Annotated in this window: 15 protein-coding genes and 1 pseudogene; 13 read left to right on the top strand and 3 right to left on the bottom strand. The window is 35.2% G+C overall.

All coding sequences use genetic code 11. The annotated features are described in order from the left end of the window. The first annotated feature begins 544 nt into the window (after nucleotides 1-544). Complete coding sequence (locus tag FG384_RS08920; protein ID WP_142642247.1) at nucleotides 545-1390, top strand: VOC family protein; 846 nt, start codon at nucleotides 545-547, stop codon at nucleotides 1388-1390. Nucleotides 1391-1610: 220 nt separating this feature from the next. Here FG384_RS08920 and FG384_RS08915 read toward each other — a convergent pair whose 3' ends face one another. Beyond that, entirely contained in the window at nucleotides 1611-2402 is a 792-nt protein-coding gene (locus tag FG384_RS08915) for an SDR family oxidoreductase (RefSeq protein ID WP_142642246.1), read from the bottom strand. A gap of 156 nt (nucleotides 2403-2558) precedes the next feature. Here FG384_RS08915 and FG384_RS08910 point away from each other — a divergent pair, with 156 nt between their 5' ends. The 7 genes from FG384_RS08910 (at nucleotide 2559) to cccB (ending at nucleotide 12220) form a co-directional block, all read left to right on the top strand. Continuing rightward, nucleotides 2559-4247, top strand: coding sequence for a methyl-accepting chemotaxis protein (locus tag FG384_RS08910; protein ID WP_166462415.1), 1689 nt, complete (start codon nucleotides 2559-2561; stop codon nucleotides 4245-4247). A 221-nt stretch (nucleotides 4248-4468) separates the two neighbouring features. Next, a complete protein-coding gene (locus tag FG384_RS08905; RefSeq protein WP_142642244.1) occupies nucleotides 4469-4963 on the top strand; it encodes a C40 family peptidase in 495 nt (164 codons plus the stop codon). 418 nt (nucleotides 4964-5381) lie between these two features. Next, nucleotides 5382-5939, top strand: coding sequence for a ribosome hibernation-promoting factor, HPF/YfiA family (gene hpf / locus FG384_RS08900; RefSeq protein WP_142642243.1), 558 nt, complete (start codon nucleotides 5382-5384; stop codon nucleotides 5937-5939). A 259-nt stretch (nucleotides 5940-6198) separates the two neighbouring features. Continuing rightward, entirely contained in the window at nucleotides 6199-8709 is a 2511-nt protein-coding gene (gene secA / locus FG384_RS08895) for a preprotein translocase subunit SecA (RefSeq protein ID WP_142642242.1), read from the top strand. 124 nt (nucleotides 8710-8833) lie between these two features. Next, nucleotides 8834-9938 (top strand): peptide chain release factor 2 gene (gene prfB / locus FG384_RS08890; RefSeq protein ID WP_142642241.1). Its coding sequence is split into 2 segments (ribosomal slippage): nucleotides 8834-8908 and nucleotides 8910-9938, totalling 1104 coding nucleotides; the frame shifts between segments, so codons are not numbered across the junction. Nucleotides 9939-10031: 93 nt separating this feature from the next. After that, complete coding sequence (locus FG384_RS20295; protein ID WP_142642240.1) at nucleotides 10032-11495, top strand: methyl-accepting chemotaxis protein; 1464 nt, start codon at nucleotides 10032-10034, stop codon at nucleotides 11493-11495. Nucleotides 11496-11869: 374 nt separating this feature from the next. Further along, complete coding sequence (gene cccB / locus FG384_RS08880; protein WP_142642239.1) at nucleotides 11870-12220, top strand: cytochrome c551; 351 nt, start codon at nucleotides 11870-11872, stop codon at nucleotides 12218-12220. Between the two features lie 550 nt (nucleotides 12221-12770). On the opposite strand, the gene FG384_RS08875 is transcribed toward cccB, so the two are convergent. Further along, nucleotides 12771-12971 (bottom strand): hypothetical protein, encoded by a 201-nt coding sequence (locus tag FG384_RS08875; protein WP_205961769.1) that lies wholly within the window; start codon nucleotides 12969-12971, stop codon nucleotides 12771-12773. Beyond that, nucleotides 12931-13077: pseudogene (locus FG384_RS08870) on the bottom strand (transposase); the annotation flags it as partial. The gene FG384_RS08875 and the pseudogene FG384_RS08870, both read right to left, overlap by 41 nt. Nucleotides 13078-13791: 714 nt before the next feature. On the opposite strand from FG384_RS08870, the gene ftsE reads away from it, so the two are divergent. The 5 genes from ftsE to FG384_RS08840 are packed head-to-tail and all read left to right on the top strand — an operon-like array spanning nucleotide 13792 to nucleotide 17995. Beyond that, the gene (gene ftsE, locus FG384_RS08860; protein WP_142642237.1) at nucleotides 13792-14478 is read left to right on the top strand and encodes a cell division ATP-binding protein FtsE; all 687 of its coding nucleotides are present in this window, start codon (nucleotides 13792-13794) and stop codon (nucleotides 14476-14478) included. Next, nucleotides 14468-15355, top strand: a complete 888-nt coding sequence (ftsX, locus tag FG384_RS08855) for a permease-like cell division protein FtsX (protein ID WP_142642236.1) — start codon at nucleotides 14468-14470, stop codon at nucleotides 15353-15355. Before ftsE ends, ftsX begins: the two co-directional genes overlap by 11 nt. A gap of 28 nt (nucleotides 15356-15383) precedes the next feature. Next, complete coding sequence (locus FG384_RS08850) at nucleotides 15384-16694, top strand: murein hydrolase activator EnvC family protein (protein ID WP_142642235.1); 1311 nt, start codon at nucleotides 15384-15386, stop codon at nucleotides 16692-16694. A 59-nt stretch (nucleotides 16695-16753) separates the two neighbouring features. Next, nucleotides 16754-17401, top strand: coding sequence for a hypothetical protein (locus FG384_RS08845; RefSeq protein ID WP_142642234.1), 648 nt, complete (start codon nucleotides 16754-16756; stop codon nucleotides 17399-17401). 15 nt (nucleotides 17402-17416) lie between these two features. After that, the gene (locus tag FG384_RS08840) at nucleotides 17417-17995 is read left to right on the top strand and encodes a redoxin domain-containing protein (protein WP_205961768.1); all 579 of its coding nucleotides are present in this window, start codon (nucleotides 17417-17419) and stop codon (nucleotides 17993-17995) included. Nucleotides 17996-17998 lie beyond the last annotated feature (3 nt).

The raw sequence follows: 17998 nt of genomic DNA, 5'->3' as shown, positions 1-17998 counted from the left end.
TCTAGGGTAAACTTTAATTGGGTCATTATTAATCTCTCCTCATTGTTTATCGTCGTTGAAAACATTGTAACCAAGAGGGATTAATTTGACCCTTTTCCTTTTTACACAATTATATGGACTTAATCAGCGATTGAGGTGAATTTGCACAAGGAGTGTTGAATTTGCGGATACAGGCGTTGAATTTGCACATAGGAGAGTTGAACTTGCGTTTATAAGCATTGAATTTGCGGATACGGGTGTTTAATTTGTACTTATAGTCATGGAACTTGCGGATAAGCTTTTTTAATTTGCATATATGCCTAGGAAGGCACTCAATCTTATGAACTTGTACGTACATAGGTTAACTTGTATTCAATCCGTGGATAATAGTTTTTAATTTGTGCAAAATACCAATCATCTTGATTATATTATTTATTTGCAGGAGGTCATCAATCATTGATAATACTCAATAGTTACGAAAAAATTTAGTTACTTGACTTTATTAACTAACTAAAATATAATTACTTACGAAAAGTAACTTAAAATGTTTGATGGAGGAATATAAATGAAATATCAAAATAAACCATACACTTATGTGGAATTAGTAGAGTTAAAAGTAATGGATTTAGAGCGTTCCCTTAGTTTTTACGAAAATATAATTGGATTTAAAGTGTTGAAAAAAATGGACAATAAAGTGCTTCTTACTGCAGATGGAGAAACAGCTTTAGTTTCTTTAGAACAACGAGCAAATTTGGAGCCGAAACAACAAAGAACAACTGGCTTGTATCACTTTGCATTACTTCTTCCAAGTCGTGAAGATCTTGGAGCTATATTAAAACATTTCATTGAGCTTCGTATGCCACTAGGTTCAGCAGATCATTTAGTGAGTGAAGCGTTATATTTAAATGATCCAGACGGAAATGGCATTGAAATTTATCGAGATCGTCCAGATACAGAGTGGACTTGGAAAAATGATCACGTGGATATGGCGACTCTCGCAATTGATGCTCAAGGTGTTTTAGCGGAAGGCGCGAGCAAAAAATGGGTAGGTTTGCCGGAAGATACAGTAATGGGGCATATTCACTTACATGTTGCTAACTTAGATTCTACCGAAAAGTTTTATCGCGCTTTAGGTTTTGAAGTAGTGACTCCATATCCAGGAGCATTGTTTATGGCTACTGGAAAGTATCATCATCATATTGGCTTGAATACATGGAACGGGGAAGGCGCACCTGCTGCTCCTGAAAACATAGTTGGAATGGAAGCATATACTTTAGTATATCCAAGCAATGAAGAATTACATGCTGCGCTTGAAAGCTTAAAAGGAATCGAAGCACCTTTAATAGAAGAAAACGGTGTTTACATTACAAAAGATCCATCACAAAATAAAATCAAACTAATTGTTAAGTAAAATTTATAAAGTGTGTTTCATGTCAATTTTCATTGGCTTTGAGCACACTTTTTTTTATTCACTCGGATAGTTGCTTAGTTCTCTCGCATAAGTCTTTCAATCTCTCGGATAGCAATGCTATTCTCTCGAAACGGATAATAAATACATTTAAAAGTAAATATTCCCACCCCTAATAAAAAAAAGATTCAAAACACAAAGTTTTGAATCTTCTTCTCCCTCATTACAATGCTTTTAGCATTCCGCCATCTACAACAAGGCTTTGCCCGGTCATATATGTGTTTGCTTCCGAACACAAAAATGCAATTATATTTGCAAATTCCTCTGGTTCTCCATATCTCCCAATTGGAATTACGTTTTTATATCCTTCTCGAATTTCATCAAGCGACAAATTCTGCTTTTCAGCCGCAATCTCATCTAGTTCGGTGACACGATCTGTCTGGATTCGTCCTGGGCCGACAGTGTTTATTAATATATTATGCTTTGCATACTCACGAGCGATGCTTTTTGAGAGGCCAACTATTCCTAAACGAAACGTATTCGACAAAATAAGACCATCTAGCACCTCTTTTGTTGAAGAGGAAGCAATATTGACGATTCGACCGAAATTTTGTTCTTTCATAGAAGGGAGCGCTAGACGAATGGAGCGAATATAGCTTAATAGATTTTTCTCAAATGCAGTATTCCAATCTTCATCTGTTACTTGTGCAAACCCACCAGGAGTAGGGCCTCCTGCATTATTTACGAGAATATCTACCCCGCCAAATTTGGCGATAGCTGTTTCGAAAAGTCGAACGATGTCTTCTTCTTTTGTCACATCACATACCGAATAATGAACATTTGGATTGTTACTAATTGTTTTAATTTCCTCTAATGTATGTTTAAGCTCGTCCTCATTTCGACTTGATATGAGCACTTTTGCGCCTTCTATAGCAAATTGTAATGCTGTTGCTTTTCCAAGCCCTTTACTGGACGCTGTTAAGATAACCCGTTTGTTGGAAAGACCTAAATTCATATAACATCTTCCTTTCATAAAGTACTATTATAATCCTACATTGAATTTTCAGATTTGTCTTTATAATAGTTTTGTAAAGATAATGTTAAGAATCTAAAAATACACTCTTTTCTGCGAATCTATATGCTATATTTCCTATTGGGAGGTCGGGTACCTATGAAAAAATGGTCTAGTATTCCGTTGCGAATGAAGTATTTAATAGCTATTTTTAGTTCTTTTATCTTATTTGGTGTAATGACAATTTTATTGGTTATTCAAGTCGTCCACAATCAAGAACTATCCGACAAATTAAAGATTTCTTCGGAAAATGTCGAAAAGGCGGATATAATGCGAGCGGAAGTAGCCAGCCTATACATTGCTATTTCGCATTATGCTGGCGATCCATTACCAGAGTTTGAAAAAGATTATGAGACAAAAAAAGCGAGTCTAGAAGAGCTAGTTGAAACAAGTAGTAAGCGTATCGAACATTTAGACTGGGAAGCATTCACACAAACTTTGAGTAGTATTCAAACGACATACGAAAACAATTTGAAAAAATCCGTTGAAAATAAAGAGAACGTAGCAAAGCGAAGACAATTGCAGTCAATTAATAAAAAACAATTAGAACTAACCCAAATGCTAGATGGGACAAGACAAGAAGAGTCAAACAAACGACTATTAATAATAGAAGAAATGAATAAAAATCAGCAAAATACAATTATAGTAGTTGTCGTTTCTTTCATAATAGCTGGATTTTTATCAATCGCATTATTACTATTAACAAATCGACAAATAAAAGAACAGCTTGCTTCTGTTGCATCTTCAGCAAAAGAAATATCAAAAGGGAATTTACTTATCAAACCTATCCGTATTTCGACAAAAGACGAGATTGGTGAAGTTTCCATTGCTATGAATCAAATGAAAACAAGCTTAACAAGTATGGTACATACAATTAAACAAACTGCTGAAAAATTAAGTAGAGATAGCAACACTTTAAATAATTATTCGAATGAGACTGTAGCAAGCACGAATACGGTACAAGTTGCGATTAATGAAACAAGTGAAAATATGCTTGAACAAAAACAAGCATCCATTGGAATTAGAGCTTTTCTAGAAGAATTTTCTCAGACCTTTAGAGGAGTAACAGAAAAGGTAGTGGAATTAAACAATCATGCGACTTTTGCAGTACAAATAGCCGATGAAAGTGCAGATACAATGAAAAACGCTGCAACAGAAGCTGCGCGATTAAGGTCATTGTTCAAAGCAGCTGATAAAGAAAGACAATTGTTACAAGAGCGAACAGAAGAAATTGCTAGAATGACATCTATCGTGCAAACCATTTCAAAACAAACTAATCTATTAGCTTTAAATGCTGGTATTGAAGCAGCACGTTCTGGTGAACACGGAAAAGGATTTGCAGTTGTTGCAGATGAAGTGAAAAAATTAGCAGATGAAGTATCGAGAACGGCAAATACTATTCATGATATTTCTAACTCCATTAAATTACAAGGACATGAAATGGCAGAAGTGTTTGCAGAAGGACTCACTACATCTAAAAATAATGCAGCATCATTTCAATTATTACATGAAAAATTTGATACTATTGTTTCCTTCATTCATGAATCAAAAAATCAAAATGATCTTATGACGAATTCCATTATTACTATAGAAGAAGAAAAAAATGCTTCTGAAAAGCTTATTTTTGATTTAACAGAATCCATAGAAGAGAATACAATTCATATGGAACAGACCGTCCAATTACTATTATCTAACGTTCAAACGATAGAATCGCTTTCCGAACTTATTAATGACGTAAGCGAACAAGCGAATATTTTGGAAGCATCTACATCTCGTTTTATTGTGTAACAAAAGCCCATGAAGTCATGTTTTTGACTTTATGGGCTTGTTTTTTTTTGAAAAGCGTGTAGTCATCAGCTTTTCAGGCGAAACATATTCAAAAAAGTCTATCTAATATTAGACGTTTTTGTAACACAATTGTTACATAACTGTAAAATTAAAAAGTCATATTCCGTGGTAAGATGGTTTTAGATAATTTTCAGAAAACTTAAGTCTTTTGGAGGAACAATATGAGTTTAAGATATACGTCGAGAAAAATCATTGCTATATTTATATTATCCATACTTTTAGTCACAGCACCTTTCGCAGGAAATACTGAAGCATCAAGTACAGTAGATTCAAATGAACTAGTGGCAACAGCTAAAAACTTAATAGGTATTAAATATCGTGGTGGTGGAACAACTACTTCTGGTTTCGATTGTTCAGGATTTGTGACTTACGTATTCGACAACTTAGGCATTGATCTTCCAAGAACTTCATCTGGTATGCATAGTTCTGGATCAAAAGTTGCGAAAAGTGATTTAATTGCTGGGGACTTAGTATTTTTCAATACAACTGGTAAAGGTGTATCTCACGTTGGTATTTACATTGGTGATGGGAAGTTCATACATTCTGCATCATCCCAAGGAGTATCAGTAAGTCAACTGAATGACCCATACTATTGGGGCAAACGCTACATAGGAGCGAAAAGAGTAGCGAATGTATCAGTGGCATTAAACAAATAAAACATATACTCATATGCTCTATCGTATAATTTACGGTAGAGCATTTTTTTATTGTATTTGTGGGAAGGTATTATTTGATATATCTCATAAACTTTTTCGTATTGAAAAAAGTAAGAGCTGACAAAACTTGATCTTCTGAAAGGAGGAACTAAAATGCTCTATAAAGGATATGAGTATTTCAAATTTACATTTTACAAAGTATTTTCAAAAAGGCACATGCACAATTATTAGTATATGTACTACTCATTTAAAAAATGCATATTTTTTGATTGTTTTTTATTTAATTGGTGATGCTAATAGTATCTACATCATAATTACAAAGTTCGACAAAAAATAAATAATTTCTTTCGAAAAAGAAGGATATTTTAATGAGGATGTAGAAGTATACTATTAGAGTTATATCAAAGGAGGGCTTTACATGCTAAACTTTAACGTTCGTGGAGAAAATATCGAGGTGACTCCTGCAATTCGAGATCACGTTGAGGGGAAAATTGAAAAAGTTGCCCGTTACTTCAACGAAGAAATTCAAGCAACAGCTAATGTAAATCTGAAAGTATATAACGACAAACAAACTAAAGTAGAAGTAACAATTCCGATGAAAAACTTAACTCTTCGTGCAGAAGAGAGAAATGCAGATATGTATGCGGCAGTGGACCTAATCGTAAATAAGCTAGAGCGTCAAATTCGAAAATATAAAACAAAAGTAAATCGTAAATTCCGTGAGCGTGAAGGTGTTGGTACTTACTTTGCTACAATTGATGTGCAAGAATCTCCTACAGATCAAGTGGATGAAGAAGAATACAATATTGTACGCACAAAGCAATTTGACCTAAAACCAATGGATCAAGAGGAAGCAGTGCTTCAAATGAATATGTTAGGGCATAACTTCTATATCTTCACTGATGCAGAATCGAACGGAACACATATTGTTTATAAACGAAAAGACGGCAGATATGGGTTAATTGAAACAAATTAATATTATTTCTCGAACTCTCCTCCATGCAAGAGGAGAGTTTTTTGTTGCTAAGAAAATGATAAAATCAGGTACTGTTGATATCAGCGAAGGGCAGAGTTCAGTATATCTAGATGCGATTTGTTATAATTGACTTGGATAATACATTTAAACATTTCTATTTTATGGTAGAAACATACGATCATGCATCTCCCAAGTTATTTGCACCGCTATGTATCGAATGGTAAAATGTATAATAAGACTGAATGGGAAGTGAATATACATGCTTGGCGTATTAAATAAAGTATTTGATTTAAATAAACGTGACTTAAAACGATTAGAAAAAGTAGCCGATCAAGTGGAAGCATTAGCAAGTGAAATGGATTCCAAGTCGGACGATGAATTACGCGCTAAAACAGACGAATTTCGAACTCGTTATGCAAATGGAGAGACGTTAGATCAATTATTACCAGAGGCATTTGCTGTAGTTCGTGAAGCCGCAAAACGTGTGCTAGGAATGTATCCATTCCGCGTTCAAATTATGGGTTCGGTTGCTCTACATGAAGGAAATATTGCAGAAATGAAAACTGGTGAAGGTAAAACACTTACTTCTACTATGTCTGTATATTTAAATGCAATTCCAGGCCTAGGCTCACATGTAGTAACAGTCAACGAATATTTATCGAGTCGTGACGCAACTGAAATGGGACAACTTTATGAATTTTTAGGAATGACTGTTGGATTAAATTTAAACTCATTATCTAAAGAAGAAAAGCGAGAAGCTTACGCTGCGGATATTACATATTCCACAAACAATGAGCTTGGCTTTGATTATTTACGCGATAATATGGTGTTGTACAAAGAAGATAAAGTACAACGTCCACTTCATTATGCCGTAATAGATGAAGTTGACTCAATTTTAATCGACGAAGCGAGAACACCATTAATCATTTCGGGACAAGCTTCGAAATCAGCACTTCTATACAAACAAGCAAATGCGTTTGTTCGAACTTTAACAAAAGATGAAGATTTTACTTACGAAGAGTCCACAAAAGGTGTGACATTAACGGATACAGGTGTAGAAAAAGTAGAAAATGCATTCAATATTGATAACTTGTTCGACTTAACACATGTCCGTTTGAACCACGCAGTTAATCAATCATTGAAAGCACATGCATCAATGCATTTAGATGTCGATTATGTAGTGCAGGATGAGGAAGTAGTAATTGTAGACTCGTTTACTGGTCGTCTGATGAAAGGACGTCGCTATAGCGATGGATTACATCAAGCGATTGAAGCAAAAGAAGGATTAGAAATTCAAAATGAATCGATGACAATGGCGACTATTACTTTCCAAAACTTCTTCCGTATGTATGATAAATTGTCAGGTATGACTGGTACAGCGAAAACAGAAGAAGAGGAATTCCGTAATATTTATAATATGAATGTTATTGCGATTCCTACAAACCGACCTATTACTCGTGATGATCGCCCGGATTTGATTTATGCGTCTATGAACGGAAAATTTGAAGCAGTTGCTTCTGACATTGCAGAAAGACATAAAATAGGTCAACCAGTTTTGATTGGTACTGTAGCTATTGAAACATCTGAAATTATTTCTAATTTGTTAACAAAACACGGCATTAAGCATAGTGTATTAAATGCGAAAAACCATGAGCATGAAGCAGAGATAATTGCAACAGCTGGTCATATGGGTTCCGTAACAATTGCTACAAACATGGCTGGACGTGGGACAGATATTAAGCTTGGTGAAGGTGTTTTAGAAGTAGGCGGTCTAGCTGTAATCGGTACTGAGCGTCATGAATCACGTCGTATTGACAACCAATTACGTGGTCGTTCTGGACGACAAGGAGATGCAGGGGTTACACAATTCTATCTTTCAATGGAAGATGAATTAATGCGTCGATTTGGTTCAGATAATATGCGTAATATGATGGCGAAACTAGGGATGGATGATTCTCAACCAATTCAATCTAAAATGGTTTCTCGTGCAGTTGAGTCAGCACAAAAACGTGTAGAAGGAAATAACTTCGATTCACGTAAGCGTTTATTACAATATGATGATGTACTTCGTCAACAACGTGAAATTATTTATAAAGAGCGTTTAGAAGTTTTAGAAACGGATAATATGCGTTCACTTGTGGAAAAAATGATGTTTGAAGTTATTAATCGCTTAGTTGGTTCACACACACAATCTGAAAATAAAGCAGAGTGGAGTCTAAAAGGTATCGAGGACTATATTCAAGCGAATTTACTGCCAGAAGGTGTCATTACCCAACAAAATTTAGATGACTTATCTTCAGATGAAATTGTAGAAAAAATCAAAGAAGAAGTAATTCGTTTCTATAATGCAAAAGAAGAAGAAATGACTTCTGAACGTATGCGTGAATTTGAAAAGGTAGTATTACTTCGTTCGATTGATTCTAAATGGATTGATCATATTGATGCTATGGATCAGCTTCGCCAAGGAATTCACTTACGTGCATATGGACAAAATGACCCTCTTCGTGAGTATCAAAGTGAAGGTTTTGCAATGTTTGAAGCAATGGTTGAATCCATTCAAGAAGATGTTGCTAAATATGCAATGAAAGCAGAAATACGAAACAATCTAGAGCGTGAAGAAGTTGCAAAAGGGCAAGCAGTGAATCCGAAAGAAGAAGGAGAAGCTGTCAAGAAAAAGCCAGTTCGTAATCAGACAGCAGTAGGTCGAAATGATTTATGCCCTTGTGGAAGTGGGAAAAAATTTAAAAACTGTCATGGTGCCGTGCAATAACCAAAAGCGTAAATAATGTGTCTGCTCAATAGCCACACCTTTGACTAGCCTGAGCATGACCTAGCCAATAACTGAAAGAAATGTATCTACAATAGAAATTTAGAAATTCGGAGGAACAATTAGTATGGTAGAAATAGCAGTAGTGAGAAATGAATTAGATAGAACAGCAGGGAAACTAAAAGACTTCAGGGGGTCTCTTTGACTTAGAAAACAAAGAAGTACGTATTCAAGAACTTGAAGAACTTATGACTTTTCCTGATTTCTGGGATGATGCACAAGGCGCTCAAAAAGTGATAAATGAGTTAAATGCATTAAAAGGTATTGTAGAACAATTCAATGAATTGGTTTCCACACAAGAAAATTTAGAAATGACACTTGAGTTAATAAAAGAAGAACCTGATGAAGAATTGCAAGAGGAATTAGGTAACGAATTAAAAGAATATAGTACCCAACTTGCAGATTTTGAGCTGCAGTTACTATTAAGTGAACCTTATGACAAGCATAATGCGATTTTAGAATTGCATCCGGGTGCGGGAGGTACGGAATCACAAGATTGGGGTTCTATTTTACTTCGTATGTATCAACGATGGGCAGATAAACATGGTTTTAAAGTGGAAACAATCGATTATTTGCCAGGGGATGAAGCTGGCATAAAGTCAGTAACTTTACTGATTAAAGGCCATAACGCTTACGGTTACTTAAAAGCAGAAAAAGGAGTACATCGACTCGTTCGAATTTCTCCATTTGACTCTTCTGGACGCCGTCATACATCATTCGTTTCTTGCGAAGTTATGCCAGAGTTCAATGAAGAAATTGAAATCGAAATTCGCACAGAAGATTTAAAAATTGATACGTATCGTGCAACTGGTGCTGGTGGTCAGCATATCAATACGACCGACTCAGCCGTTCGTATTACACATTTACCAACAAATACTGTTGTTACTTGCCAAACAGAACGTTCACAGATTAAAAACCGTGAACAGGCGATGAAATTATTGAAATCAAAATTGTATCAATTAAAAATAGAAGAACAAGAAGCACAGCTTGCAGAAATTCGTGGAGAACAAAAAGAAATTGGATGGGGAAGTCAAATTCGATCTTATGTATTCCATCCTTACTCTATGGTAAAAGATCATCGTACAAATGAAGAAAGTGGCAACGTCCACGCTGTAGTAGATGGTGAACTAGACCAATTTATTCATGCATATTTGAGATCAAAAATAAATTAATAGACGAAAAAAACTCCAATGTTATAATTAGATAACATTGGAGTTTTTTATTTGTTCTGAAATAACTGAAGATTAAAAGGTAGGGTGGAAAAGATGAATATTAATGAGTTAAAGAGAAATGATCTAGTGAAAAAGAATTTTATTATGTTTTTAACTTATGCACTAGCAGCAACTTTTGGATTGTTTGCTCAAATTGCATTGAAAGCAGAAATGGCAATAATCATTTCAATTGTGATACCCTTATCCATAGCTATCATCGCTTTTATAATGTCGAAGAAAGTTCTTGCGATGAGAGTCACTTTTCCTTATATTCTCCTTTTAGTTGGCGGAGCAACTGCTGTAGGAATGAGTATTTCCAATGAAGTAAGTATTGGAACAATTGTTTTAGCCTTATTTATTCTAATATTAGGCGGATTACATAATACGCAAGTTGTTTTTCTTATTGGTTATCTATTATCTATTATTGCAGTAATAATAAATGTGTTATTAGATGAAAAAGGAATATTGGTCGACCAAGCTGCAAATGTATTTCTCGTTCAGTTTATAATGGCTTTAGGTATATTTATGCAAGTAAGACTAAGTAAAGAATACTTCAGAAATGTGGAAAAGCTAGTAGAGAATGCAGAAGAAAAAGCGGTAGAAGATGAACTGTTAACAGAAAAGCTCTCAAAAGCCGTAACTATTATTTCTTCTAATTTAGAGCAAATACGTACAAGCATGCATGCTTCTAATAATGCACAGCAAGAAATGCTTCAAGCGGTAAATGAAGTAAGTGTTGGGTCTCAAAGGCAAGCTGATCATGTAATAGATATTGTGAAGCATACAGAGGCAACATTCGATTCAATAAAAGAAATGATTAATCATTTAAATGCGATTGTCTATCAAGCTGAAACCGCTGAAAAAAATGCATCAGATGGATCACAAGCGATGAATACGATGAAAGAGGAAATGGATCAGTTTACAGTATTTTTTGTCGAGTTAAATCAAACCTTTAAAGAGCTGTCAGAAAAAATTAATGAAACAAATATTTTTGCAAATGAGATTCGACAGATTACGGAGCAGACAAATTTACTGGCCCTTAACGCATCCATTGAAGCAGCAAGAGCAGGGGAACATGGAAAAGGATTTGCTGTTGTGGCGGAAGAGATACGTAAACTTGCAGGTGTTACAAACCAAACATTAGAAAAAATAGATGGAAATTTATATGAGGTTAATAAGTATAATGAAGCAGCACTGGGTAAACTAGAAGACGGTGTTGCTCGGATTAATATGCAAGTGCATGCAGCAGAGACATCCAATCATTCATTTAATAAATTGTTTGAAGTAATGCAGTCCTTACAAAAAATGTTAGCTCAATTTTTAATAGATGTTGATATTATTGCTAAAAATAGTGAATCGATTCATACAAGTACGAATGAATTTGCTGCAATTATCGAAGAAAGCACTGCTACTGTGGAACAATTAAATGCAACAATAGTCAACATTACTGCAGATCAAAGGTCTATTTCTACTTATATAGATCGAACGTACGAAGAAACACAATCAATTCAACGATAAAATATAGAAGATGTCCAAAAATCTTGGGCATCTTTTTTCAATGAGTGTTCAAACAATTCCAAAATGATTTATATTAATACGAATAACCAAGATGAAAGTAGGAATGCTATTAATAAGAGAATAACAGAGGAGTGACTAAACTTTCCAATAAAAGGGGATGTTAAGTGTTGGTAATGCCAAAATTCGATTTGTCATACTGTTTGGTAGTACGTTCACTAAATTGAAACATTTGGTAAAAGCTTGGATTCACTTGCGTTTGTTATTGTTTGGATGCATATGATGTCCGTAGGGAAGGTTTTAAAAGAGCCTTACTTTGGTATAATAAAAGTGTAATTCAAAAGTGTAATTCAATTATTGTTGAGGGAGAGGAAAACATGAAGAAAAAGCTTTTAGCAGTATTATTTGCAGCAGTTTTAATGTTAGCAGCATGTGGTGGAGCTAAAGAATCAAAACCAGCAGATACTTCAACAGACACAGGTACAACTACAACTACTGAAACTGCATCAGTAGATCCAGAAAAAATTGTAAAAGCGAAATGTACAAGTTGTCATGGTGGAAATCTGGAAGGTCAAGGTAGTTTCCCTGCACTAAGTGATGTAGGATCTCGACTTTCTAACGATGAAATTTTAAATGTTATTGAAAACGGTAGAGGCGGAATGCCAGGTGGACTTATTACTGGCGATGATGCAAAAGCGGTTGCAGATTGGTTAGCGACTAAAAAATAAGCTGTTCAAAATGGCTTTACTTTCTAAAAATTAGTTACTAAAAATGAACTGATTTCAGATTAAGACAAAAGGTTTCGGAAATGTTGGACATTCCCGAAACCTTTTCTAATTTTCAAATTTGCCACATGGGGTTGTCCAACAATCCAATAAATAAGAAAATCGTTGAAACGGTTCCCTTTCCGGAGGCCACTGAAAAAGTGTCATTCAAATAAATTATCTATCTGCTAGGAGAATTTAGCGCTTTGGCATTCGCTTTCCGCGGGCGAGAATGAGCCTCCTCCTACGCTTCGCTTCGTGTGGGGTCTCGTCTGTCTCACTTTTCCCGCAGGAGTCTCATGCGTCGCGCTAAATTCTTTAAATGAACTACAGCAAATAGTTCCTATAAAAATAATAACTTTGAGTTTTTCAGTGGCCACCCTTTCCGCAGGCGTTGCCTCAGCCTCCTCGCTTCGAGGGCACTGAAAAACCTACGTTTTTATCATTTCAATCTTTATAAATGAAAAAATAAGGCACTTCTTGCTCGTTATTTAACAAAAAGTGCCTTATTTACTTATTCTTGCTCGTTTTTGCTTAAAAGCTTCAAGATTCTCTTCAAATTAACTGCAAATATCGTTGTTGCCCCTTGAATTTGCATGGCAAATAGACCTACGCTTGATGCTGTATCATAGCCGTGTCCATTCTTCAATTCACAGTTTTTCGCTTCAATTTTATAATAGTAAGTACTTGAACATCCGAATTGGGGGAACGGCATTCCGACCATTATCTAAACAATATTTTGTTTTCAACTCCTCTAAAACGAAGGAGAAGTCTACCAATTCATTTATTTGATGAAGTATATTATCTTTAGGAACGACCAAATCTTAAATCGCCATGAATGGGCTAAAATTAAGGGTTTCTTGGTTAGAAACCATTTTACACACCACCATTAGTTAGTCTCTCTATTATAAACGAAGAAGGTTTTTAGAAGAATAGGTGGATGCTAGTTGATTGGAGGGGAAGGCGGCGACTCCAGCCGGAATAGTATGAGCTGAAGACCCTGGACTGAGCGTAGCGAAATTAATTATTGCGACGAGCTTGCGCAGGAGCAAGGGAAGCGGCTGAAGCCATGCCGGCGGAAAGCGTCCGCCTGGAACGGAAATCAACGATTTCCCAATAAAAAGAGAGTATGTGAACAACTTGTCATTCACAATACTCTCTATGAAATCTCTTGGAGGACTTTTTCAGTGCCCTCAGCGTAGCGAAGAGGAGGCTTGGCGATTCGTTCGCGGAAAGCAAGTAGCTTTTTCCGGCCTTAATTAGTATTCAGCCTTAAATCAGTTGCCCAAAAAAGCAACTGATTTTTTTTGACAATAAAAGAAGGAATATGGATGAATTATGTAGAATGTAAGTATTATTAGGTAATTTGTATGTGTGCAAAATAACCTATGCGGGATGAAACATGTAAAATAAGGTGGAGAACATCCCTAATATTACCTACAAATTGAAATGTAATTGTAACAAACGAACAGGGTTCTAATGTTATAATAGCAATGTCGAATTTTATAAAGTGAAACTAATTAGGTGGTTTAAAAATGATCGAAATGATAAATGTCTACAAAAAGTATCCGAACGGAATCGTTGCTGCTAATGGTATTGATGTAGAAATTAAGCAAGGTGAATTTGTTTATGTTGTCGGCCCAAGTGGTGCAGGAAAATCGACTTTCATCAAAATGATGTATCGAGAGGAAAGACCAACTACAGGAGATATACTAATAAATGGAGTTAATTTAGCGACATTAAAAGCCAATAAAGTTCCATATTTACGAAGACAAATTGGAGTGGTATTTCAAGATTTTAAATTACTACCTCGCTTAAATGTATATGAGAACGTTGCATTTGCATTGGAAGTTATTGAAGAATCTCCTAAAGTAATTCGAAAGCGTGTTATGGAAGTATTAGAACTGGTAGGACTGAAGCACAAAGCAAGAATGTTTCCTACAGAACTTTCTGGTGGGGAACAGCAACGAGTATCGATTGCTCGTTCTATTGTAAATACACCAAAACTTGTGATCGCAGATGAACCGACAGGAAACTTAGATCCAGAAACATCATGGGAAATTATGAATATTTTCGAAGAAATTAATGCTCGAGGAACTACAATTATTATGGCAACACATAATAGAGAAATTGTAAATACAATGAGACACCGTGTTATTGCTGTTGAGGGTGGATTAATCACTCGAGACGAATACGGAGGAGAATACGGTTATGAAGGGTAGAACAATAGGAAGACATTTTAGAGATAGTTTGAAGAGCATAAGTCGAAATGGTTGGATGACCTTTGCTTCTGTCAGTGCAGTAACAGTTACATTGCTACTTGTTGGTGTATTTGTCATGATTATGATGAATTTAAATAAAGTAGCGGATGACCTCGAAAGAGATGTAGAAATAAAAGTAATTGTTGATTTAACAGCGGATGAGGCATCTATTACAAAATTAGAAGAAGAAATTAAAAAGGTTTCTGGAGTCGCTGAAGTGGTGTATTCGCCAAAGGAAGATGAGCTTAACAAACTAATGCTGGATTTTGGTGATGATTTACGTTTGTTTGAACAACAAAACCCTTTACATAATGTTTTCTATGCTAAAGCAGTAAACCCGCAAGAGACAGCGGCTGTAGCAGAGAAAATAAATAAGTTAGATAATACATTTGAGGTCAAATATGGAGAAGGGAAAATAGAAAAACTATTTTCTTTCTTGAACACTAGTCGAAATGTTGGGATAGTACTAATCTTAGCGCTATTATTTACAGCAATGTTCTTAATCTCCAATACTATTAGAATTACGATCGTTGCTAGACGAAGAGATATTGAAATTATGAAGCTTGTAGGAGCTACAAATTGGTTCATTCGAATCCCATTTATTTTAGAGGGAATGTGGCTTGGTATTCTAGGTGCGATTTTGCCAATAACGTTAGTTACAGTACTCTATTACAATATTCATAAAGTATTAGAGCCAAAGCTTGCCCAGGGAAATCTATTTGAACTGCTCGATTTTTCTCCATTCATCTACCAAGTAAATGGCTTGATCTTATTAATGGGTGTACTAATCGGGATCTGGGGAAGTTTCATGTCAGTACGAAAATTTTTACGAGTATAAGAAGGTAGCTTGAAAGGAGCAATAAGTTTTGAGAAAACAGTCTAAATGGGTGCTACGAGTTTTAGCAGTGGCTACATCAGCTGCACTTTTAATTTCAGGACCAAGTGCACTAGCTAATTCTTTGAATGACTTGAAAAAAGAACATAAACAATTAGAACAAAAGAAAGATACGATTAACTCAAACATTAAAGAAACAGAAAACAAAATTGATCAAAATGAGTCGAAAATTGATCAAATTATGGCACAAATTCAAGCATTAGATACAGAAATTTTGGAAACAGAAAAGAACATTTCAACCGTTTTAAATGAAATAAAACTAACGACAACCGAAATCGAAACATTGCATGCTTCAATTACAGAATTGGAACGAAAAATTGAAGAACGTGATGCACTTTTAAAGGAACGTATTCGTGCAGTTCAAGTAAATGGCGGATCTGTTAGTTATTTAGACGTATTACTTGGTGCAAATAGTTTTATCGATTTCATTGACCGTTTTTCAGCTGTAAATACATTAATGGAAGCTGATCGAAACATTTTAAAAGAACAAGCAGACGATAAAAAACAACTAGAAGAACAAAAAGCTAGTTTAGAGAAAAAATTACAACAGCAAGAAGAAAGCAAAAGCAAGCTTGTGAGTTTGAAAGATTCTCTAGATAACCAAAAGGCTTCTAAAGGAACTTTAGTAGACCAATTGGAAGCAGAGCAAAGCAAGCTAGAGCAACAAAAAGAAGTAATGGAAACAGAATATGAAGAGATTTTAAATTTAAGCCAAGATGTGCAAGATAAAATAGTCGCTGAACAAAAACGTCTTGCAGAAGTTGCAAGAAAAGCAGCGGAGGAAAAGAAACGTAGAGAAGCGGAAGAAAGAAAACGTCAACAAGCTGCTGGTGGTGGATCAAATGTAGCTATTCCTGATGTCTCTGCAGGTTCTTGGACGAAGCCTGCGTCTGGAAGGTTTACTTCTGGTTATGGCTATAGAGTACATCCGATTTACGGAACAGGAAAAATGCATTATGGAGTTGACTTCGCAAACAGCACTGGAACTCCTGTAGTTTCTGCTGCAGATGGAGTAGTATCATATGCCTCGCCATTAAGTACATATGGTAATGTCATTATGGTAACACACTCAATTGATGGTCAGATTTTCACATCTTTATATGCACATTTGAGTAGTATTAAAGTAAATGTTGGACAAGTAGTTTCAAAAGGAGATCTAATTGGTGCAATTGGAACGACTGGTAACTCTACGGGACCACATTTACATTTCGAAATTCATTTAGGAAACTGGGAAGGTATGGCGAAAAACTCAGTTAATCCATTAAGATATATCTCTATATAAAAGAGCGGCTTATGCCGCTTTTTCTTTATATCTGGATAAAGGACATACAAGAGAAAGAAGTGAAATATTTGCAAGTTACTGAATGGTATATTGTTGGGTCCATGACATTGTCATCTGCTTGGGTGGCAGTTCTTGCAGCTTTTTTCCTAACTTGGATTGTATTATGGAAGTTGTATGACAAACAAATGAGAGAAATTCTTGTAGACGTTGCTTTCACATTTATTATCGTATGGAAGTTAAGTGTGATTCTTACTGATTTTAGTATGGTTATCAAATTTCCACTATCGATATTATATTTTAATGGAGGAAAGACGGGAGTCATTTTAGGTACACTATTTGCTTCTTTTAAACTTTATGTTTCACTGAAAAAACGAAATTTTTTGCTCCAAGATATTCAAGCTGTTCTAGTTGGATATATTAGCATTCAAACTAGTTATCAAATTTTGCAGGTACTTTTAAATGAAGGTTTATGGTGGCAGGAAGCGATTACAACTATTTCTTTTAGTATATATGTCGTTTTTGTTTCATTTTGTTTGCCGAAAATGGAAAAAGTAAACCAATTTATTAGTATTGCCTTCGTATTTATGCATATAATAGTAGCAGTGCTTCAACCTAATGGATTTTTTCAAACACCTTTATTTGTAACAGTATTTTTTGCATTCTTTATAAACTTCTTGTTGTATAAAAGTGAACGCTTGAAAAAATGAAAATTCGGAGGAAATATTGTGAAGAAAATAGTTGGTTTAGTAATCATCGGATGTCTAGTTGCCATCGCTACAATCTCTTTTGTTCGAAATAATGTAGACAAAACAGAAGCATTTTCCAATGAACAAATGGGAACTGATCTAGCTACAAATCCTGCGAATGAGGGTATTGGGAAAGGTGATAGTGCACCTAACTTTACGCTTACTACACTAGATGGTAAAAAGGTAAAATTGTCTGATTATAAGGGGAAGAAAGTTGTATTAAACTTTTGGGCAACGTGGTGCCCACCTTGTAAAGCAGAAATGCCACATATGCAGAACTATTATGAAGATATGGCGGAACAAGAAAACGTGGAAATTTTAGCAGTTAATTTGACAAGTTCCGATGTTGGAATTGATAAAGTGAAAGCGTTTCAAGAGGATTATGCCTTAAGTTTTCCTATCCCTTTAGATGAGGAAGGTAAAGTAGGAGAAACTTATCGAGCTATTACGATTCCAACTACATATATGATTGATACAACTGGAACTATCCAAAATAAAATTGTCGGTCCAATGGATGAGCAAATGTTGGCGGATTTTGTTAAAAACCTTAAATAAGAA

Source organism: Psychrobacillus vulpis (assembly GCF_006861825.1).
Taxonomy (GTDB): Bacteria; Bacillota; Bacilli; order Bacillales_A; family Planococcaceae; genus Psychrobacillus; species Psychrobacillus vulpis.
Note: the sequence above shows the minus strand (reverse complement) of the source record. Positions and strands in the feature narration are given on the sequence as shown.

Bases quoted from the DNA above. Each gene is read 5' to 3' on its own strand.
- hpf (WP_142642243.1), top strand. From the start codon at position 5,382: ATGCTAAACTTTAACGTTCGTGGAGAAAATATCGAGGTGACTCCTGCA.
- secA (WP_142642242.1), top strand. From the start codon at position 6,199: ATGCTTGGCGTATTAAATAAAGTATTTGATTTAAATAAACGTGACTTA.
- FG384_RS08915 (WP_142642246.1), bottom strand. From the start codon at position 2,402: ATGAATTTAGGTCTTTCCAACAAACGGGTTATCTTAACAGCGTCCAGT.
- FG384_RS08910 (WP_166462415.1), top strand. From the start codon at position 2,559: ATGAAAAAATGGTCTAGTATTCCGTTGCGAATGAAGTATTTAATAGCT.
- ftsX (WP_142642236.1), top strand. From the start codon at position 14,468: ATGAAGGGTAGAACAATAGGAAGACATTTTAGAGATAGTTTGAAGAGC.
- FG384_RS08920 (WP_142642247.1), top strand. From the start codon at position 545: ATGAAATATCAAAATAAACCATACACTTATGTGGAATTAGTAGAGTTA.
- FG384_RS20295 (WP_142642240.1), top strand. From the start codon at position 10,032: ATGAATATTAATGAGTTAAAGAGAAATGATCTAGTGAAAAAGAATTTT.
- FG384_RS08875 (WP_205961769.1), bottom strand. From the start codon at position 12,971: ATGCCGTTCCCCCAATTCGGATGTTCAAGTACTTACTATTATAAAATT.
- FG384_RS08905 (WP_142642244.1), top strand. From the start codon at position 4,469: ATGAGTTTAAGATATACGTCGAGAAAAATCATTGCTATATTTATATTA.
- cccB (WP_142642239.1), top strand. From the start codon at position 11,870: ATGAAGAAAAAGCTTTTAGCAGTATTATTTGCAGCAGTTTTAATGTTA.
- ftsE (WP_142642237.1), top strand. From the start codon at position 13,792: ATGATCGAAATGATAAATGTCTACAAAAAGTATCCGAACGGAATCGTT.